The organism is Labrys sp. ALF-8, assembly GCF_059699065.1.
Genome location: NZ_AP048543.1, coordinates 143,093 through 158,684 on the forward strand (window position 1 = coordinate 143,093; position 15,592 = coordinate 158,684).

The window sequence follows — 15,592 nt, forward strand, 5'->3', positions numbered from 1 at the left end:
AGGGCTCTCTCCAAACAAGGCCCGATATTGGCCGGCAAACCGCCCAAGTTAGACGAAACCGTGCTCGAGTGCTACCTGCGTAACCGTTCCTTTGCCGGTTTCGAGGCAGCGCAAGCGTGCGTTCGTGGCGCACAATCGGTGATGTCTGAGATAGGCGACTGGTCCGATCCCGAGAACGTCATGAAAGCTGCGATGCAGAGTACGCCGCGAAACGTTCAGGCTCGAACATAGCTCGGAAACATGAATCGGCCGATGCTCGTTGTGCCGGACGAATTCGCTAGCCTCCTTCACGATTTTCATCGTTGACGGAATGGCGACGTCTTTGGAAGCGGGAAACGCGCCGATCAAGCCTGCAGGAAGCCCTGGGTGCAGAGGGTGCGAATATCGTCATTGCCGCCATGCTGCAGAAGGGCGAGGCGATCAAGAGCCCGGGCGGTTATCTGCGCAACCTTACGCAGAGGGCGAGGGCAGGGCAGTTCTCGCTCGGTCCCATGCTGATGGCCCTGATCCGATCGAAGCTCGGCAAGGAGCGGCGTAGTGCGTGAGGGGAAGGCAATGGAGCACCGTCTGGGGATGTCCAGGCGCATCGCCAGGGCGCAGGGGTCAGCCGATACGCCTGTATCCTCGCTTCTGCTTGCGGGCCAGCCAGATATCGAGCGCGACGACCGCACTCGCAGGCAGATCGAACAGATTGCTCACCCTGCGGCCAGGTGATGGGATGATTGAAGGAGATTGCGTGATCCAGCGGTTGTCGCTGCCAGCGAGTTGCGAACCACGGACAATCGCGGCCCAACTAAACATGAGTCCTAGGCGGAACGCTCATGTTGTGAATTTGCAATAAACGCTCCAGGAACTCTGTTTTGGCGCGTGTGCGAACGGCACCCTTCAGCGTGATTACCTCATAGTGTTGATTTCCGTCGAGAAGTGGCTCTGACTCAGATTTGCTGCTGTTGCGGGCGACCCTTGTGCTGAATCACCGGAGGATCAGCGTATGCGCCATCGATTTCAGCGCGCGGGCCTCGCGCCGGACGGCTTTGCAATGGATTCGGTGAAGTTCGTCGGGGAGAGCGTTCAAGTCCAGTTGCGACCACGCTTGCCCACCGGGATTTGCCCTGCCTGTGGCCGACAAAGCCGACGCGTTCAAAGCCGATACGTGCGCCGACCTGCGGATCTGCCCCTCGGCGGTCGGCGAGTTGAGTTGACGATCGTGGCGCGTCGGTTCTGGTGTGACGCCGTTCTGTGCGGGCGGCGCATCTTCTGCGAACAATTCGAGGACGGCGTGTTGGCGCGTTATGGTCGGCGCACCCAGCGGCTGGAGACGATCGTCCACCACCTTGGTTTGGCGCTCGGTGGTAGACCCGCGGCGGCCTTTGCCAATCGCCTCATGATGCCGGTGAGCAATGACACGCTGTTGCGGGTGGTTCGTCGACGTATTGCTGATCAGAACGATGAGCTCACTGTCATAGGAATTGACGATTTTGCCTTCAGGCGCGGACAGACCTACGGAACAATTGTTTGCGACCTGGAGCGGCACAAACCTGTCACCCTGCTGCCGGATCGTGCATTGGATACGTCTCGGTCATGGCTCGCCCAGCATCAGTCCATATCCATCGTCGCTCGCGATCGGGGCGGTGGCTATGGTGAGGCCATCGCGAAGGCCTTGCCGAATGCTGAGCAGGTCGCCGACCGTTGGCACCTGATGGAGAATTCCAGCCGGGCATTTCTCGATGCCGTCGGCAAGTCCATGCGCCAGATCAGGCAGGCAGTAGGCAGCAATGTCGTCGACCCCAAGCTTCTGACTTATGCCGAAAGGCTGCAGTATGAGGGATACTTGCGTCGCCAGGAGACGAATGAGGCGATCCGGGAATTGTCGAAGAAGGGAACTTCAATTCGGCAAATTGTCCGGCAAACCGGTCATAGCCGGAAGCTTGTGCGGGATGTCTTACGGGGCCAGCGCTTCGATGTCTTCCGATCACGTCCCGCCTCGCTGGACAGCTGGCTGCCGTGGCTCAACAGCCGCTGGGAGGAAGGCGCACGAAACGCCTTGGCGCTCTGGCGCGATATGCGAGCAAAGGGCTTTCCGGGGCAAAGCGGTGTCGTCTCGCAATGGGCTCAACGCCGACGCTTAGCGGAGAAGGCCAACCAGAGCGGACTCGCTCGAACGCCATCAACGCGGGTTATCGCTCGATTGATGACCGCCGCACGCGATGACCTGGCAAAATCTGAGGCGATTTTGGTGGCGGCGATCGAAGTGAACGTTCCGGAACTCGCTATCGCTCGCACTGCCATTGGCGAGTTCCAGTCTATGATCCGCTCGAAAACAGCACGCAAGCTCGAGGACTGGCTTGAGACAGCCAAGAACAGCCTAATTGGAGCCTTCGCTGGCGGTGTCGAAAAGGATATTGCCGCCGTCCGAAACGCCATCGTCTCCCCTTGGTCGAACGGACAAACGGAAGGTCAGATCACGCGCTTGAAGCTCATCAAACGCCAGATGTACGGGAGAGCAAAACTCGATCTTCTACAGGCGCGATTGATCGGAGCATCGTAGAGAACCGGACGTCAGCAAAAGTGCGTCAGAGCCAATTCTCGATGGAAAAATCCCCTCCGACTGGGTCACTTCTCAGTGGAAATCAACATGTAGACCTTAGCAGTGGACCCGTTTGTGTCCTTCGCGTCGAAGGCATTGGCCGGACTTCTCAGCGCTGCGATGAAGCAGGCCATGCCGAGTGCGACCAGGATGACCGCCATCCAGAGCAGTCGCTTCTGCAGCATGGTGCGGTCGGGGTCGTTATCGTCGATCATGGGTCTCGGTCGCTGTGGCAAGTGAGCCTTGTTGTAAACCATATCAACTTTTATAGTGTTTTCGAAAGGAGGGGGAGGCCGTTGTTCCTTGCGCGCCGCCTTTGGCGGAACCAGCTTCTATGCGCGCCGATACATCGGCGGTCACGAAGTCCCGATCTCCTCGAGTGAGGTCTCGAGGGATCCGGTCTTCGGCCTGCCGGGTGACGATCGGGCGCGGGGAGGGGTGTTTCGACAGGGGGCGCAGAGTTTGCCACTATGGTTATGGAAGGAAAGAGCCCATGAAAGTCGCAGCCCGGCCACGCCACGATGTCCACGAAAATGCACCCGGAAGCTTCTTCCGGACGCCGCTGGACTATTCGCAGATCGTCAATGCCGAGGTGGCCATTGAGATCCTGAATCAGGCCAAGGGTATCCTGTTCGAGCGCATCTATGCACTCGAGGACTCGGATAAGCCCGCGGCCGCTGCTCTCTCGAACAAGGCCCGCGACCTCACCAGGCTCCAGCAGTCGATCCGCGTCGGGGAAGATGCCTTGATTCATGAGATCATCGCGACCTGGCGTCCGCGCATCGCAGACGAAGAGCGGTTCTGGCGAGAAATCTAGTTCGTGTCAGACACTTCCGAGCGGTACAAGCTCAGCCCGGCTGAGAACGAACGCATCTTCAGAAATCACATCCTTCCCAATATCATGCCGTTTGAGGGAGCACGGTCGGAGCAGCCGACGGCCGTTGTCCTGGGAGGACAACCCGGCGCTGGCAAGACCGCTCTTCAGACCGCGGCTGTGGCGGAGCTCTCGCGGAAGGGACCGACGATCGCCGTCGTCGGCGACGATCTGCGCGCTTATCACCCCGCGTTCCGGGCGCTCCAGAAGGCGGATCCCGTCACCTCGTCGCAACACACGAACCATGATGCCAACGTGTGGTTCGGCAAGCTCCTGCATGAAGCCGGCCGGCGCCACATCAATCTCGTCATCGAGACGACCATGCGTCAGCCCGGCAATGTCGTCGCTCTGGTCACCGGCCTGCGCGCCGGCGGTTACGAAGTCGAGGCCCGGGTTATGGCCGTCAACGAGCGGGCCAGCTGGCAGGGCTGCAACGTGCGCTTCGAGGCGATGGGCAGCGCCGCCCGGATTCCGCCCCGCGAGGTCCACGATGCCGGCGTCGTCGGCGTGGTCCAGTCCGTCCGGGAACTCGAGGAACGAAAGCTGGTGAGCCGTGTCGTTGTCGCGACCCGCGAGGGTGAGACCGTCTACGACAATCGCTTGCGCGAGGGACAATGGTCGAGCGCACCCACCGCGGCGGGGACGGTCGAGCGCGTTCGTGAGCGCCCGCCCACCGAGGCCCAGCTGCGCCAGCATGAAGAGCGCTGGGCGTCCGTTATCTCGGCCATGCAGTCGCGCGGCGCGGATCCGCAAAAGATTGCGGAGATCGCCACCCAGGCCGAGAGCGACAAAAACCATTTCCAGTCTTTGCGCGAGAAAGCCCAATCCCAGGCCGACAAGCCTCGCGGACAGAAGCCGCGCTAGAATCCGACGTAGCCGCCATCCTCGCGCAGATCACGCCTCGTGATCGCCTCCGGCGTTGGCGCGACGAGAAGGCTTAGGGCGCTGCCCTCGGCGCGCTCGCAAGCATGTTCCGTCCCATCTTCGGTCGCTTCGCTCCCTGCAGACGGGTCCCTCGAGAACAGGCTTGCCGCTTGCACACCCGCTGCTCCGCGCGAGCTCGGGAAGCAGGACGGGGCCTGCTTCGCCGTGCCTGACAAAGGAGAGAAGAGATGACGGACGTTACCACAATTGCGCTTTCCAAGCTGGTTCCGAGTGCCGACAACGTGCGGCGCGTCAATTCGGAGGCCGGTATCAGCGAGCTTGCGGCTTCCATCGAGGCCAACGGCCAGTTGCAGAACCTCAATGTGCGCAAGGCCAAGGGTAAGTTCGAGGTGGTGGCGGGTGCGCGTCGGTTCGCAGCCCTGAAGCTGTTGCTCAAGGAAGGGCGCAGCGTGCAGGGCGTCGCGGTGACCAAGGAATTCCCGGTCCGGGTTGCCATATTGACCGGCGAGCGGGACGTGGAGATTTCTCTTGTCGAGAACATCCAGCGCAGCGCCATGCACCCGGCCGACGAGATCGAGGCATTCCGCAGGCTCAATCAGGACGAAGGCCTGCCGAGCGAGGAGATCGCGGCGCGGTTCGGCATTTCACACATGACGGTTCGTCGCCGGCTGAAGCTGGCAACCCTGTCGCCACGGCTCTTGGAGGAACTTCGCAGGGAAGAGGTGAGCCTTGAACAGGCAGAGGCGCTTGCGATCAGCGGGGATCACGAAGCGCAGGAACGGGCATGGTTCGACGTGAACTCGTTCTACCGCCAGCCTCACTACCTTCGTTCGGCGCTGACCCAGGAAGCCCTGTTCGGCAAATCGCCGCTCGCGCAGTTCGTCACCCTCGACGCCTATCGGGCGGCGGGCGGTACGGTCGAGGAAGACCTGTTCTCGACGCAGGACAGCATCTACCTGTCCGATCGCGACCTTGTGCGCAGGCTGGCCGACGAGAAGCTTGCCGTGTTGGCCGAGCCGGTCAAGGCCGAAGGGTGGTCGTGGGTCGAGACGTCTCAGGACGCCGTATCGACCTACGGTATGCGCACGCTTTATCCCAAGCAGATGGCGTTGAGCGACGAGGATCAACGCAAGCTTGAGGGGTTGCAGGCGCGATATGAGGAAATGGAGGACCAATCCGCTGCCTTTGAGAACGCGGTCGACGATGAGGCGGACCTGATCGCGTTCAATGCGGAGATGGACGCTCTCGAAGAGAATATCGAGCAGTTGCGGGCGCCCTCGCAGGCCTTCACCCCGGAACAGTTGGGCGTTGCCGGCGCGATCCTCTATGTCGGTCATGGCGGGCGTGTCGAAGTCAGGCGCGGCATCGTTCGCAAGGAGGATGAGGCACGCCTTGCAGTATCGGCGGCAACGGCGGAAGAGGGCGGAGATGGGGAGGGCGGCACCGAGAAGGAAGACGAGGCGGCCGTCATGACCTTCAACGGCGCGCTCACCGAGGAACTGACGGCGATCCGGACCGCCGCCCTTCGGTGCCAGCTGGCGGAATCGCCGCAGGTCGGCTTGGTCGCGATCCTCCATCCCTTCACCGTGCGAACGTTCTACACCGATCTCAGCTATTCCAGCATGCCGAGTTCCGCCGTCGAGGTGCGCGGCGAAGCCCGGCGCATCGAAACCTCGATCAAGGAGCGCGAGGCCTGTCGCGCCCTCGTGGCGTGGAATGACATCATGGACAGCTGGAAGGCCCGACTCCCGAGTGAAGCCGCCGAGCTTTGGGATTGGTTGCTGGACCAGACCCCTGCGACCCTTGGACAGTTGCTGGCGGTTGTCACCGCCGCCAATCTCAATGCGGTGCAGATGGGGTTCGAGAAGAAGCGTTCCGACCGGGTTTGCAACGCGGACCGGATTGCGCAGGCTCTTGAATTCGACATGCGGGCATGGTGGAGCCCCGAGCGGGAGTTCCTTGGCCGAGTGTCCAAGGCGGCCATTGCCGCCATCATGAAGGAGGCGGGCTTGCCGGATGCGGCGGCAGCCGACATCGAGCGCCTGCCGAAGTCGGAAGCGGTTGACCGAGCGGAGCGTGACCTTGCCGGGCGCGGCTGGCTTCCCGAGGTGCTGAAGACGCCGAAGGCGGCAGGAAAGACCGATGAGGCCGAAGAAGCCGGGGATACGGAATTCGCTGAAGCGGCCGAGTGAAGGACGAGGCCCGGGGAAACCCGGGCCTCTCTCATGTTCAGTTTGTCACAAAATGCCGGGAATCGGCCGGGTTTCACCCGAAAACCATTCCTATGTTTCGACAAAGAGGCCAATTCACGCTATAAAGAGCATGAATTGGAATGTTCAGATGACCGTCGCTTTCGCTCCCAAGACAGATGCACGCAGCAACAAGGACCGGGCGGTGGATATCGTCCTGAAGTTGGCGCGTCAGCATAACATCCGGTACGTCGAGACGGCGCGTGACCGCTGGGCCGACAAGGTGACGGAGCTGGCTGGCGACGAGGTGCAGTTCGATGAGATCGAGCAGCTGATCATTGCGCTCGAGCGCGCGAAGGTCGTGTCCAGTGACGACGCCACGAACCTGATCAAGGCCTATCTCGGCGGCAGATAGACCTCCCCTTATGGCTTTCGATCCCTTCGGTGATGCCGCAACGCGCGGCTATTTGCGCAACTCCCTTGGCACGTCCGATATGGACGTACTCAAGAGGTTCGAGCACCACGAGTTCGTCCGAAAGGTCGACAAGGCAGCCGATCAGCTCGCCCAGGTTTCCAAGATCTCCTATGCGGATATCCAACAGGCGCACAAGACCCTGTTCGAGAAAGTGTATCCGTGGGCAGGAGAGGACAGGTCGCGCACCGCCCCGAATGTCGCAATCACCAAGGCGGGCAAGGACGACATGTTCGCCCATCCGCAGGAAATCGGCAGGGCCGTGGACTATGCCCTGCAGCAGGCAGGACAAGGCGTTCATGGCGGCCAAGCCCGGCACGGTCATGGGCAGTCTGGCCCACGCGCATCCCTTCCTCGATGGCAATGGCCGCACCATCATGGTGGTGCACAACGAGTTGGCGCATCGCGCCGGCATCAGCATCGAGTGGGAAGAGACCAGGAAGGACGACTACCTCGCCGCCCTGACAAAAGAGCTGGACCATCCCGGCAAGGGGCACCTCGACGCCTATCTCAAGCCCTTCGTTCAGAAGGTGGCTGACCGGGAAATCCAGCTTCAGGCCCTCAAGGAGCTTCCCGGCCTGGGTCCGATAGTCGAAACGGCCGGCAACCCGGTCGAGGCGGGCGCGGGGCCTGAAGCCGCAAAGCCGGCGCAGGCCGACAAACCGCGCGGTCAACGACTGCGGTGACCACCCAGCCACGTAGATCAACAGATCGGAGTTATCGAATTGAAATCATCCAAGATCTCGACCACGGCCGACTGCCTGACGGTGTCCCGCCTCATTCACAAGTCGCGCTTTGAGGGAGACACGGAAGCCGCGCGATATCGCCAGATCGCCTTCGTCAACATGATCGGGGCCGAGACCGCCATGGGGCGCAGGCCGACTGCGGCGGACTTGGCTCTCAGTGTCGGCTCAACCGCTGCAGAGGGCGAACATCTCGCAGAGGTGATGGAGGCTCGCGGCCTGGTGGCCAGGACACGCGTCCCGACCGTGTCGAACACGGCTCCCGGCATGATACTATCGATCCGGGCGGATGCAGCCGAGGTTTTCAGCCGCGCCCACATCGATGCCGGGTGCGGACCTTCGCTGTGCGCTGAATAGGTCGCGGCGGCCGTCGCTGACTTAGATCCAGAAACGGGTGGAAACGCCGTTGCGCCTTGCGGTACGCGAGAGGGTGCAAGCCTTCCCCCTCCCGCTCTCCCAGGCTTGATTTCGCTTCTCTCCTCAATAGCGCTATGCGCCTGTCATGCGAGGAGAGAGGCGGCAAGGTCTCCATCAACGATGAGACGGTTGACGGTCCCCGATCTGAGTATTGCGCGCAGTGCCTGAGATTTTTCCAGACCGGCTGCGAGAAGGACGACGTCGCGACTACAGATATCCTCAAAGGTAACGCTCGGTGTTCGACGGTTAACAGTATTATTGAGTAAATTTCCGTTTATATCAAAGAATTTCCCAAGCATGTCCGCCACAGCTCCGGCTTGGAGAATTTCAGACTTCTCATAGTCGTGAAGAAGGTCGTGGTGATATATAAATGAGTGTTGAGTGCAATCACCGAAACTTGCTATATAGAGATCCGCTGATCGGGCCAGTGTGAGTGTTTGCTGGACCAGCTTCTGGCCCATGATGACGTCATAGTCGGCTTCGGAGTCGGTGATGAAAGGTGCGGGCAGGATATAGGCCTCGCCGCCGCAATGCTGGGCGAGCCCTTGAACGCAATCGAACGGATTGGTCTTTGCGTTGCGGCTCAGGGATCCCATAAGGGACACGACTTTCAGATCAGGCTTGGTTATCTTGGGAAGCTCGTCCACCATCGCGGCAATCGAGCGGCCCCATGCGAGACCAACCGTCATCGGGGCCAATGAGCCGAGCCGCCGCGCTAGAAAGGCCGCGGCGGCGATACCGACGGCACGGCGTGCCTTGGCTCCATCCGTTTCGGAGAAAGCTCCGGCAGCAGTTTCCATTGTCGGCGTGACGATGCATTCAGTCAGGCCGAACAACACCTGGAGCTTGCTGGCGAGTTCGAGCGTATCGGCGGTTTCGTGCTGGATCGTTACTTTCACCAGGCCCTTTTCGCGGGCTTTAGCCAGCATGCGATTGATCTTGAAACGCGACAGGCCGAGCTGGTCGGCGATCTCTTCCTGGTTTTTCTCGCCCACATAGTAAAGCCAAGCTAGCTTCACGAGCAGGTCCTCTTCGCTATCGCTCATGTTTTAAACTTTCGTGCGAGCGCTGCACATTAGCTGTTGACACCATGGGAGGCACTTTCTAGCATCATTTGTGCAAAGTCTGCAACAATGTGCAGACGTCGCCAGGGTTCTCGTCCGAGGGGCCATACATGTTCCTCCTTCGACCATGCCAGGATGCCGGTGCCTTATGAACAAGTTGGCCCTCTTCGTCGGTGACGTGACGCTCGACCTGACCATGGTCGCATCGCATGTCCCCGCTCCTGACGAGAAGGTTCATGTCACTCATTCCGCCGAGGCCGTCGGAGGCGTTGTCGCAAACGCCGCGGTCGCCTGCGCCCGCACAGGCTCAGCCGTCCACGCCTTGTTCCAGACGGGCAACGACAGTGCCTCGACAAGGATCGAGAGCGGCCTGCGCGAACGGGGCATCGAGGTCACTGTCCACAAGGTTGAAGGGCGGACATCTCGCGTTGTGCTCATCATAGAGCCACACGGGGAGAAACGCCTGCTGCTGGATCCGGGCGTGTCGATGTACCCTGACGAGGAGGCGGTCGCGTCGCTCGATCTTGCAAATATCGGCTGGGTGCACACAGCGGTGTACGGCGAAGCTGCCCTCCTGCTCACACAGCGATGCCGCCGGCATCAGGTCCCCTGGTCGCTGGATCTCGAGCCGGCCTCCTTTCCGGCGGGCATCGAGACCTTGGCGCCAATGCTCGACGGTGCGGCCGTCGTCTTCTGTAACGATCGGGCCGCGGCCAAGATCGGCGGCGATGCCGTAGCGGTCCTTTTGTCCCTCGGCGCCAAGGCGGTCGTGCGCACGCTCGGCCCGCGGGGCGCGCAGTATCTATCCCCGGACGTCTCGTTCCGCGTGGCCGCGCCGTCCATTTGCGGCGTCACCGACACGACGGGCGCCGGTGACTGCCTGGCAGGCTGGTTCATCGGCAAGGTCCTTGCCGGGGCTTCCCTTGCTTCTGCCCTGGAAGCAGCCGTTGTCGCGGCGACCCTCAGTTGCCGCCGGTTCGGCGCACAGGACTCCTATCCAGACCGGAAGGAGGTGGCGGATGTCCTCGACGCCAGACTGTCCCAGATCCAATCCACAAGTGAGGAAACATGACTGCTCCCATCGTGCTGCCCGACAAGGGAAACGCGCTCGAGAGGCTTTTTGCGGTGAGAAAGCCCGTGATCGGCGTCATTCATCTCAAGCCTCTTCCCGGTGCCCCCCGGTATGACGGGCAGGATGTCCGTGAGATCTATGCTGCCGCGGTCGAAGATGCAAAGACCCTCGCCCATGGCGGCATCGATGGAATCATCGTGGAAAATGCTAGCGACCTGCCCTTCGCCCGCCCCGATGAAATCGGCCCCGAGACCGTCGCGGCGCTGACGGCGGCTTGCATCGCCGTGCGTTCCGTCGTCGACCTGCCCATCGGCATCACCTGCGTGGCGAACGGGGCCATCCCCGCACTTGCCATCGCCAAGGCCGTCGGCGCGCGCTGGGTGCGCGTCAACCAGTGGGTCAATGCCTATGTGGCCAATGAGGGCTTTCTCAACGGACCGGCCCCCGCTGCCATGCGCTATCGCTCGATGATCGGCGCGCGTGATGTCGCGATCTTCGCGGATGTCCATGTCAAGTTCGGCGCTCACGCCATCACCGCCGACCGCAGCATCGCCGAACAGGCGACGGACGCCGAATGGTTCGACGCAGATGTGCTGATCGCCACCGGGACGCGCACGGGTTCGCCTACACACCCACGGGAAGTCGAGGAAGTCCGCGCCGGCACAAACCTGCCGATCGTTGTCGGCTCAGGCCTCGCGCCGGAACAGGTGCCCGACCTCTTCAAGGTCGCCGATGGTGCCATCATTGGTCAATGGCTGAAACGGGACGGCCGTTGGTGGAACCCCGTCGACCCATATCGTGTCGAAAAACTAATGAACGCCGTTTCCCGGATGAGGGCGCAATGACTCTTCTCACAGGCGAAACAGACGTCTTTTCCTCCTCCGGACCATCGGGGCGCTGCGTCGTGATGTTCCTGGCCAAACGCGAGGGGGGCGCCTCGGACATCTTCGGCACGAGGGAACAGGCGGCCATTGCAGCCGTGCTCGACGAGTTCAGGCAGGAAGGGTGGCTCCTGTCCGTCCGCGCAATGTTCGATCCGGCCGCGAGAAACGAGGCGGCGGCTCTCGATACCGGATTTGCGCACAACGTCGACGTCGCCGGCGTCTTCGAGGCTCCGACGATTTCGGCGGCGCTCGAAGGGACGGTGCGGCTCGAGCAGGCCGGCTGGGCACGGCTGTTTGCAACCGAATGGCTGATAGGCCCTCGCGAATTTGCGCCCGTGAGGGGCGGCGGGGGCGACATCGATCGTCCTTGGGGCTTCCTCGCGCTGTGGGAATGGAACGATGCCTGGGCGTCAGCAACGCCTGAGCAGCGTACCGAATATGACCTTGAATGCGACATCGCCTTCAAGGGCGACCTTGCGCTCGACATCAATATTGCCGGCCGCCATCGCCTGGACTGGGCGCATGGCTGGCACCATCTCGGCGCCTGGGAGGCAGCCTCGCCCGAAGCGATCGACAATGCCATCTCAGGCCACGAGGAAGTCGCCGATTTCGTCTTCACCACGTCCCGCCACTACATCGGCCGCGTGCGCCCGTTTCACGAACTCATCGTCCCCTAAGGTTTGCCATGTCCGAAAGCATCTGGATCCACTATTCGCGCCCAAGACCTCATTGGTACCGCCTGAGCGCCGAGCAACAGGCTGACAAGAGAACGGCTTGGGGCCGCGTCGCGCTCGCATCGGCAGAGGCGGGCGCCGTGCGCGTGGGCAACTATCACATTCGCGGCCAGCACGATTTTCAAACCGTGGACATCTGGCGTTTTGCCAGTCCGGAGGCGGCTTTCGATCATTGGGCCCGGCTGACGGCGGCCGGCTACAACGAATTCTTTGCCTTCTCCAACAATGTCGGCATTGCCCGGGAGGACGGCCATCCATGACGGTTCCGCTTCTGGCAGCGAGAGATATTCACAAGCGCTTCGGCCATGCCCATGTGCTGAAGGGCGTCGACTTCGCCATCTATCCGGCTGAGATCTGTGCGGTGATCGGTGACAACGGCGCCGGCAAGTCGACACTGGTGAAAATACTGTCGGGAGCCGAGAAGCCGACAAGGGGAGAGCTCCAGATCGGCGGCAAGCCTGTGTCATTCTCCTCGCCTGGCCAAGCCCTGCAGCATGGCATCGCGACCGTCTATCAGGATCTTGCACTGGCCCCGGAACTGACCCCTTCCGACAACCTGTTCCTAGGCAGCGAATTGCTGCGCCCCGGTTTGCTCGGGCGCCTTGGCATCCTCGACCGTGCTCAAATGCGCCGCCGCGCGGCCGAACAATTCACCCGGCTGGGTGTGAAGCTGCGGTCGGCAAAAGTGCCGGTCTCATCGCTGTCGGGCGGCCAACGCCAATCGGTCGCAATCGCGCGGGCCGCGATGTGGGCCGACAAGGTGATCTTCATGGACGAACCGACGGCAGCGCTCGGCGTGGTGCAGACGGAACGTGTGCTCGAACTCATCCGCCAGGTCAAGAAGGCGGGGATCTCGGTTGTCCTGATCAGCCACAACATGCCGCAGGTCCTCGAGATCGCAGACCGCATCGTTGTACTGCGGCTTGGAGAGAACGTCGCGGAATTCAAGGCCGGCGACGCAAGCGTCGAACGCCTCGTCGCCGCCATGACAAGTGGAAGCGTCAAAACGGGGAGTAACGTTCGATGAGCCTGGCAACCGACAAGGAGGGATTGCCTGACGCCGAGACGGAAACGAGGCGCGAACGCATGGCGCGCATTCTTGGCGGCGGCTGGATCTTTCTGCTTCTCGTCGTCTTGATCGCCATCTTCTCGGCGTTGAGGCCCGAGCAGTTCGGCTCGTCCTACAATCTCTCCCAGCTCGCAATCAACGCCGCCATTCTGCTGGTCCTGTCGATCGGGCAGACCTATGTGATCGTTGCGGCCGGGATCGATCTGTCGCTCGGGGCAATCCTCGTGTTTTGCTCGGTCGTTTCGGCCAAGACGATGCTGTGGCTGTCCGGCGATCCCGGCAGCACGTTCGGCACGACTGATGCCGGCTGGAGCATTGTCGCCATCGGAACACTGGTCTCCCTGGCGGCTGGCGGCGTCTGGGGCGCCGTCAATGGCTGGCTGGTCGCCTTCGCGCGCATTCCCGCCTTGATAGTGACGCTGGGGACGCTCGGCATGTCGCTGGGTTTCGCACAGATCATCACCGGCGGCGTGGACGTGCGCGCCATGCCCGAGCGGCTGGTATCGGCTGTCGGAGGCGGTTCGATCCTCGGTATCCCCAGCCTCGTCTTCATTGCCGTCGTCGCGACAGCGATCGCTGCCGTCGTGCTGCACCTGACGCGCTTTGGCCTGCGCATCTTCGCGATCGGATCCAACAAGGAAGCCGCGCGCCGGTCGGGTATCAACGTCGAGGCCCAACTCATCCGGATCTACATGATCTCCGGCATGCTTGCGGGGCTTGCGGCGGTCATGTCCAACGCCCGCTTCTCGACCACGACGATCGGTGGCCATGCCATGGACAACCTTACGACGATCTCTGCCGTCGTCCTCGGCGGTACCAGTCTGTTCGGTGGCGTCGGCAGCATCGCCGGCACGGTCATCGGTGTCTTCATCCCGATCATTCTTCTCAACGGCTTCGTGATCCTGGGCATCCCTCCCTTCTGGCAGACGGTTGCGATGGGTGCGGTCCTGATCTTCGCCGTCTGGGTCGACCAGCTTAAACGCCGCGCACAAGAACGCGGCTGAGCAAAAAACCAAGCAAGCACCAACCAACCAACGAAGGGATCACACCATGAAATACGGAATGCTTCTTGCCGCCATTTGCGCGTTGCCGTCGATGGCCGCCCAACAAGCCCACGCACAATCCGGCGGCAACGTTGCGCTGGTACTCGGCGTCAAGGGAAGCCCGTTCTACCAAGCACTGCAGTGCGGCGCGCAGGCCAAGGCCAAGGAACTCGGTCTTACTTTGACCGTTTCGGCACCCGATCAGTTCGCGGCCGACAGCCAGATCCCGGTCGTGAACGCCGTCACCGCCACCAAGCCTGCCGTCGCCGCGATCGTGCCGACCGACACCCAGGCCCTGGTTGCGCCGATGAAGCAACTGTCTGAGATGGGTACGAAGGTCGTAACCGTCGACCAGACGATCAACGACAAGTCCTTCGTCCAGACCGAGATCCTGACCGATAACGAGGCTGGCGGCAAGATGGCTGCCGTCGACATGAATGATCTGCTCGGCGGCAAGGGTAAGGTGCTGGTCATCACCCAGCCGCCCGGCTCAGCTGCCCAGGATGCCCGCGTGACCGGCTTTGAAGCACAGATCAAGACCTATACCGGCATCGAATATCTCGGTCCCCAGTATCAAAGCGATGATCCGCAGAAGGCAGCGGAGATCGTCACCTCGACGCTGTCGGCCCACCCCGATCTTGCTGGCATCTTTTCCACCAACGACCAGGGCGCCATCGGTGCGATCACCGGCCTCAAGCAGGCCGGTGCAGCCGGCAAGATCAAGGTGATCGCCTATGACGCTGCCACGGCCGAGGTCAATGCGTTCAAGAATGGCCAGATTCACGCACTGATTGCCCAGGATCCCAAGCAGGAAGGCGAGGTCGCCATGGAAGTGGCCGCCAAGCTCATTAAGGGCGAAAGCCTTCCTAAGGTCACGATGACGGACATCATCAGCATCAAGGCTGGCGATACCGCCACGGCCGAGAAATACGAATACAAAGCCGACTGCATGTAAAGCAAAGCCCGCTCCAGCAGCACCCGGTCGATTAGAAGCGCCGGATCGGTCCACAATCGGGCTGATCCGGCCTCAACTTGAGATGGAGAACAGCGGATTCGTCGGCATGTGATCTGCTGTCAGAATGCCGGATTGTTTCCAGTTAGAGTTCTCTCCAGCCAGATTCCCAGGCTGGGAGCAGCGCAGGACGATGAGGGTGAGCAGATTCTTGCTTCGTTACCCTTTGGTTCGGAGGCACAGAAGGCATCCATTCTCAAGCAGGATACTTTTGGCAGCATAACTATGGCTGACATCTGCCGCCAGCGGGGATCAGAAATGGCGATAGGTGGCAACCTGGTGCTCGTCGCAGTGGGTTTCCCATAGGCCCCAGGGGTTCTCTTCGGAGGAATATAGCAGGCGCGTTTCACCCGGCTTTCACACAGACCTTCGCCGACAAGCGGCTGCGGTTGTTCGAGAAGGGCGCGAGGCCTGGGCTTCAGTACTGGTCTTTGACCGGAAATGAAGCCCAGCCCATATTCGACCCACCCCAACTGGGATGCTGGAAGCCGGCTCGCTTCAACTCGCACCTGGAGCAGCGCATGGCGCGGAATAAGGCATTACTCGA

The 15,592-nt window shown here is 61.6% G+C and carries 19 protein-coding genes; 15 read left to right on the forward strand and 4 right to left on the reverse strand.

All coding sequences use genetic code 11. The features are described 5' to 3' along the window. Positions 1–48: 48 nt before the first annotated feature. Positions 49–300, reverse strand: a complete 252-nt coding sequence (locus tag AC6H34_RS34225; protein WP_497542093.1) for a helix-turn-helix domain-containing protein — start codon at positions 298–300, stop codon at positions 49–51. 2 nt (positions 301–302) lie between these two features. Here AC6H34_RS34225 and repC point away from each other — a divergent pair, with 2 nt between their 5' ends. Further along, entirely contained in the window at positions 303–545 is a 243-nt protein-coding gene (gene repC / locus AC6H34_RS34230; RefSeq protein WP_497542094.1) for a replication initiation protein RepC, read from the forward strand. 446 nt (positions 546–991) lie between these two features. Next, positions 992–2,548 (forward strand): ISL3 family transposase, encoded by a 1,557-nt coding sequence (locus tag AC6H34_RS34235; protein ID WP_497542095.1) that lies wholly within the window; start codon positions 992–994, stop codon positions 2,546–2,548. A gap of 65 nt (positions 2,549–2,613) precedes the next feature. Here the strand turns inward: AC6H34_RS34235 and AC6H34_RS34240 are convergent, their stop codons facing one another. Then, entirely contained in the window at positions 2,614–2,802 is a 189-nt protein-coding gene (locus AC6H34_RS34240; RefSeq protein WP_497542096.1) for a hypothetical protein, read from the reverse strand. 278 nt (positions 2,803–3,080) lie between these two features. Between AC6H34_RS34240 and AC6H34_RS34245 the strand changes: the two genes are divergently transcribed. From AC6H34_RS34245 to AC6H34_RS34260, 4 genes are all read left to right on the forward strand, one after another. Next, positions 3,081–3,404 (forward strand): hypothetical protein, encoded by a 324-nt coding sequence (locus AC6H34_RS34245; protein WP_497542097.1) that lies wholly within the window; start codon positions 3,081–3,083, stop codon positions 3,402–3,404. Between the two features lie 3 nt (positions 3,405–3,407). Next, positions 3,408–4,325 carry a zeta toxin family protein gene (locus tag AC6H34_RS34250; RefSeq protein ID WP_497542098.1) on the forward strand — a complete coding sequence of 306 codons (918 nt, stop codon included), beginning with the start codon at positions 3,408–3,410 and terminating at the stop codon, positions 4,323–4,325. A gap of 248 nt (positions 4,326–4,573) precedes the next feature. Then, positions 4,574–6,538 carry a ParB/RepB/Spo0J family partition protein gene (locus AC6H34_RS34255; protein ID WP_497542099.1) on the forward strand — a complete coding sequence of 655 codons (1,965 nt, stop codon included), beginning with the start codon at positions 4,574–4,576 and terminating at the stop codon, positions 6,536–6,538. Positions 6,539–6,686: 148 nt separating this feature from the next. After that, complete coding sequence (locus AC6H34_RS34260; RefSeq protein ID WP_497542100.1) at positions 6,687–6,950, forward strand: hypothetical protein; 264 nt, start codon at positions 6,687–6,689, stop codon at positions 6,948–6,950. Here the strand turns inward: AC6H34_RS34260 and AC6H34_RS34265 are convergent. Then, positions 6,925–7,308 carry a hypothetical protein gene (locus tag AC6H34_RS34265; RefSeq protein ID WP_497542203.1) on the reverse strand — a complete coding sequence of 128 codons (384 nt, stop codon included), beginning with the start codon at positions 7,306–7,308 and terminating at the stop codon, positions 6,925–6,927. The genes AC6H34_RS34260 and AC6H34_RS34265 overlap by 26 nt on opposite strands. On the opposite strand from AC6H34_RS34265, the gene AC6H34_RS34270 reads away from it, so the two are divergent. Continuing rightward, a complete protein-coding gene (locus AC6H34_RS34270; RefSeq protein ID WP_497542101.1) occupies positions 7,205–7,693 on the forward strand; it encodes a hypothetical protein in 489 nt (162 codons plus the stop codon). The genes AC6H34_RS34265 and AC6H34_RS34270 overlap by 104 nt on opposite strands. A 39-nt stretch (positions 7,694–7,732) precedes the next feature. Then, on the forward strand, positions 7,733–8,107 hold the full coding sequence (locus tag AC6H34_RS34275; protein ID WP_497542102.1) for a hypothetical protein: 375 nt from the start codon (positions 7,733–7,735) through the stop codon (positions 8,105–8,107). A gap of 143 nt (positions 8,108–8,250) precedes the next feature. Here the strand turns inward: AC6H34_RS34275 and AC6H34_RS34280 are convergent, their stop codons facing one another. Continuing rightward, positions 8,251–9,213 (reverse strand): sugar-binding transcriptional regulator, encoded by a 963-nt coding sequence (locus tag AC6H34_RS34280; RefSeq protein ID WP_497542103.1) that lies wholly within the window; start codon positions 9,211–9,213, stop codon positions 8,251–8,253. A 166-nt stretch (positions 9,214–9,379) separates the two neighbouring features. Here AC6H34_RS34280 and AC6H34_RS34285 point away from each other — a divergent pair, with 166 nt between their 5' ends. Genes AC6H34_RS34285 through AC6H34_RS34315 form a run of 7 tightly spaced genes read left to right on the forward strand, consistent with a single transcriptional unit; the run spans position 9,380 to position 14,988 of the window. Then, on the forward strand, positions 9,380–10,303 hold the full coding sequence (locus AC6H34_RS34285; RefSeq protein WP_497542104.1) for a carbohydrate kinase family protein: 924 nt from the start codon (positions 9,380–9,382) through the stop codon (positions 10,301–10,303). Continuing rightward, on the forward strand, positions 10,300–11,148 hold the full coding sequence (locus AC6H34_RS34290; protein ID WP_497542105.1) for a BtpA/SgcQ family protein: 849 nt from the start codon (positions 10,300–10,302) through the stop codon (positions 11,146–11,148). Before AC6H34_RS34285 ends, AC6H34_RS34290 begins: the two co-directional genes overlap by 4 nt. Next, positions 11,145–11,864, forward strand: coding sequence for a hypothetical protein (locus tag AC6H34_RS34295; protein WP_497542106.1), 720 nt, complete (start codon positions 11,145–11,147; stop codon positions 11,862–11,864). The genes AC6H34_RS34290 and AC6H34_RS34295 overlap by 4 nt, the downstream gene beginning before the upstream one ends. 8 nt (positions 11,865–11,872) lie before the next feature. Beyond that, entirely contained in the window at positions 11,873–12,181 is a 309-nt protein-coding gene (locus AC6H34_RS34300; protein WP_497542107.1) for a hypothetical protein, read from the forward strand. Beyond that, a complete protein-coding gene (locus tag AC6H34_RS34305) occupies positions 12,178–12,948 on the forward strand; it encodes an ATP-binding cassette domain-containing protein (protein ID WP_497542108.1) in 771 nt (256 codons plus the stop codon). Before AC6H34_RS34300 ends, AC6H34_RS34305 begins: the two co-directional genes overlap by 4 nt. After that, a complete protein-coding gene (locus tag AC6H34_RS34310) occupies positions 12,945–13,994 on the forward strand; it encodes an ABC transporter permease (protein WP_497542109.1) in 1,050 nt (349 codons plus the stop codon). Before AC6H34_RS34305 ends, AC6H34_RS34310 begins: the two co-directional genes overlap by 4 nt. A gap of 46 nt (positions 13,995–14,040) precedes the next feature. Further along, on the forward strand, positions 14,041–14,988 hold the full coding sequence (locus AC6H34_RS34315; RefSeq protein ID WP_497542110.1) for an ABC transporter substrate-binding protein: 948 nt from the start codon (positions 14,041–14,043) through the stop codon (positions 14,986–14,988). Positions 14,989–15,592 lie beyond the last annotated feature (604 nt).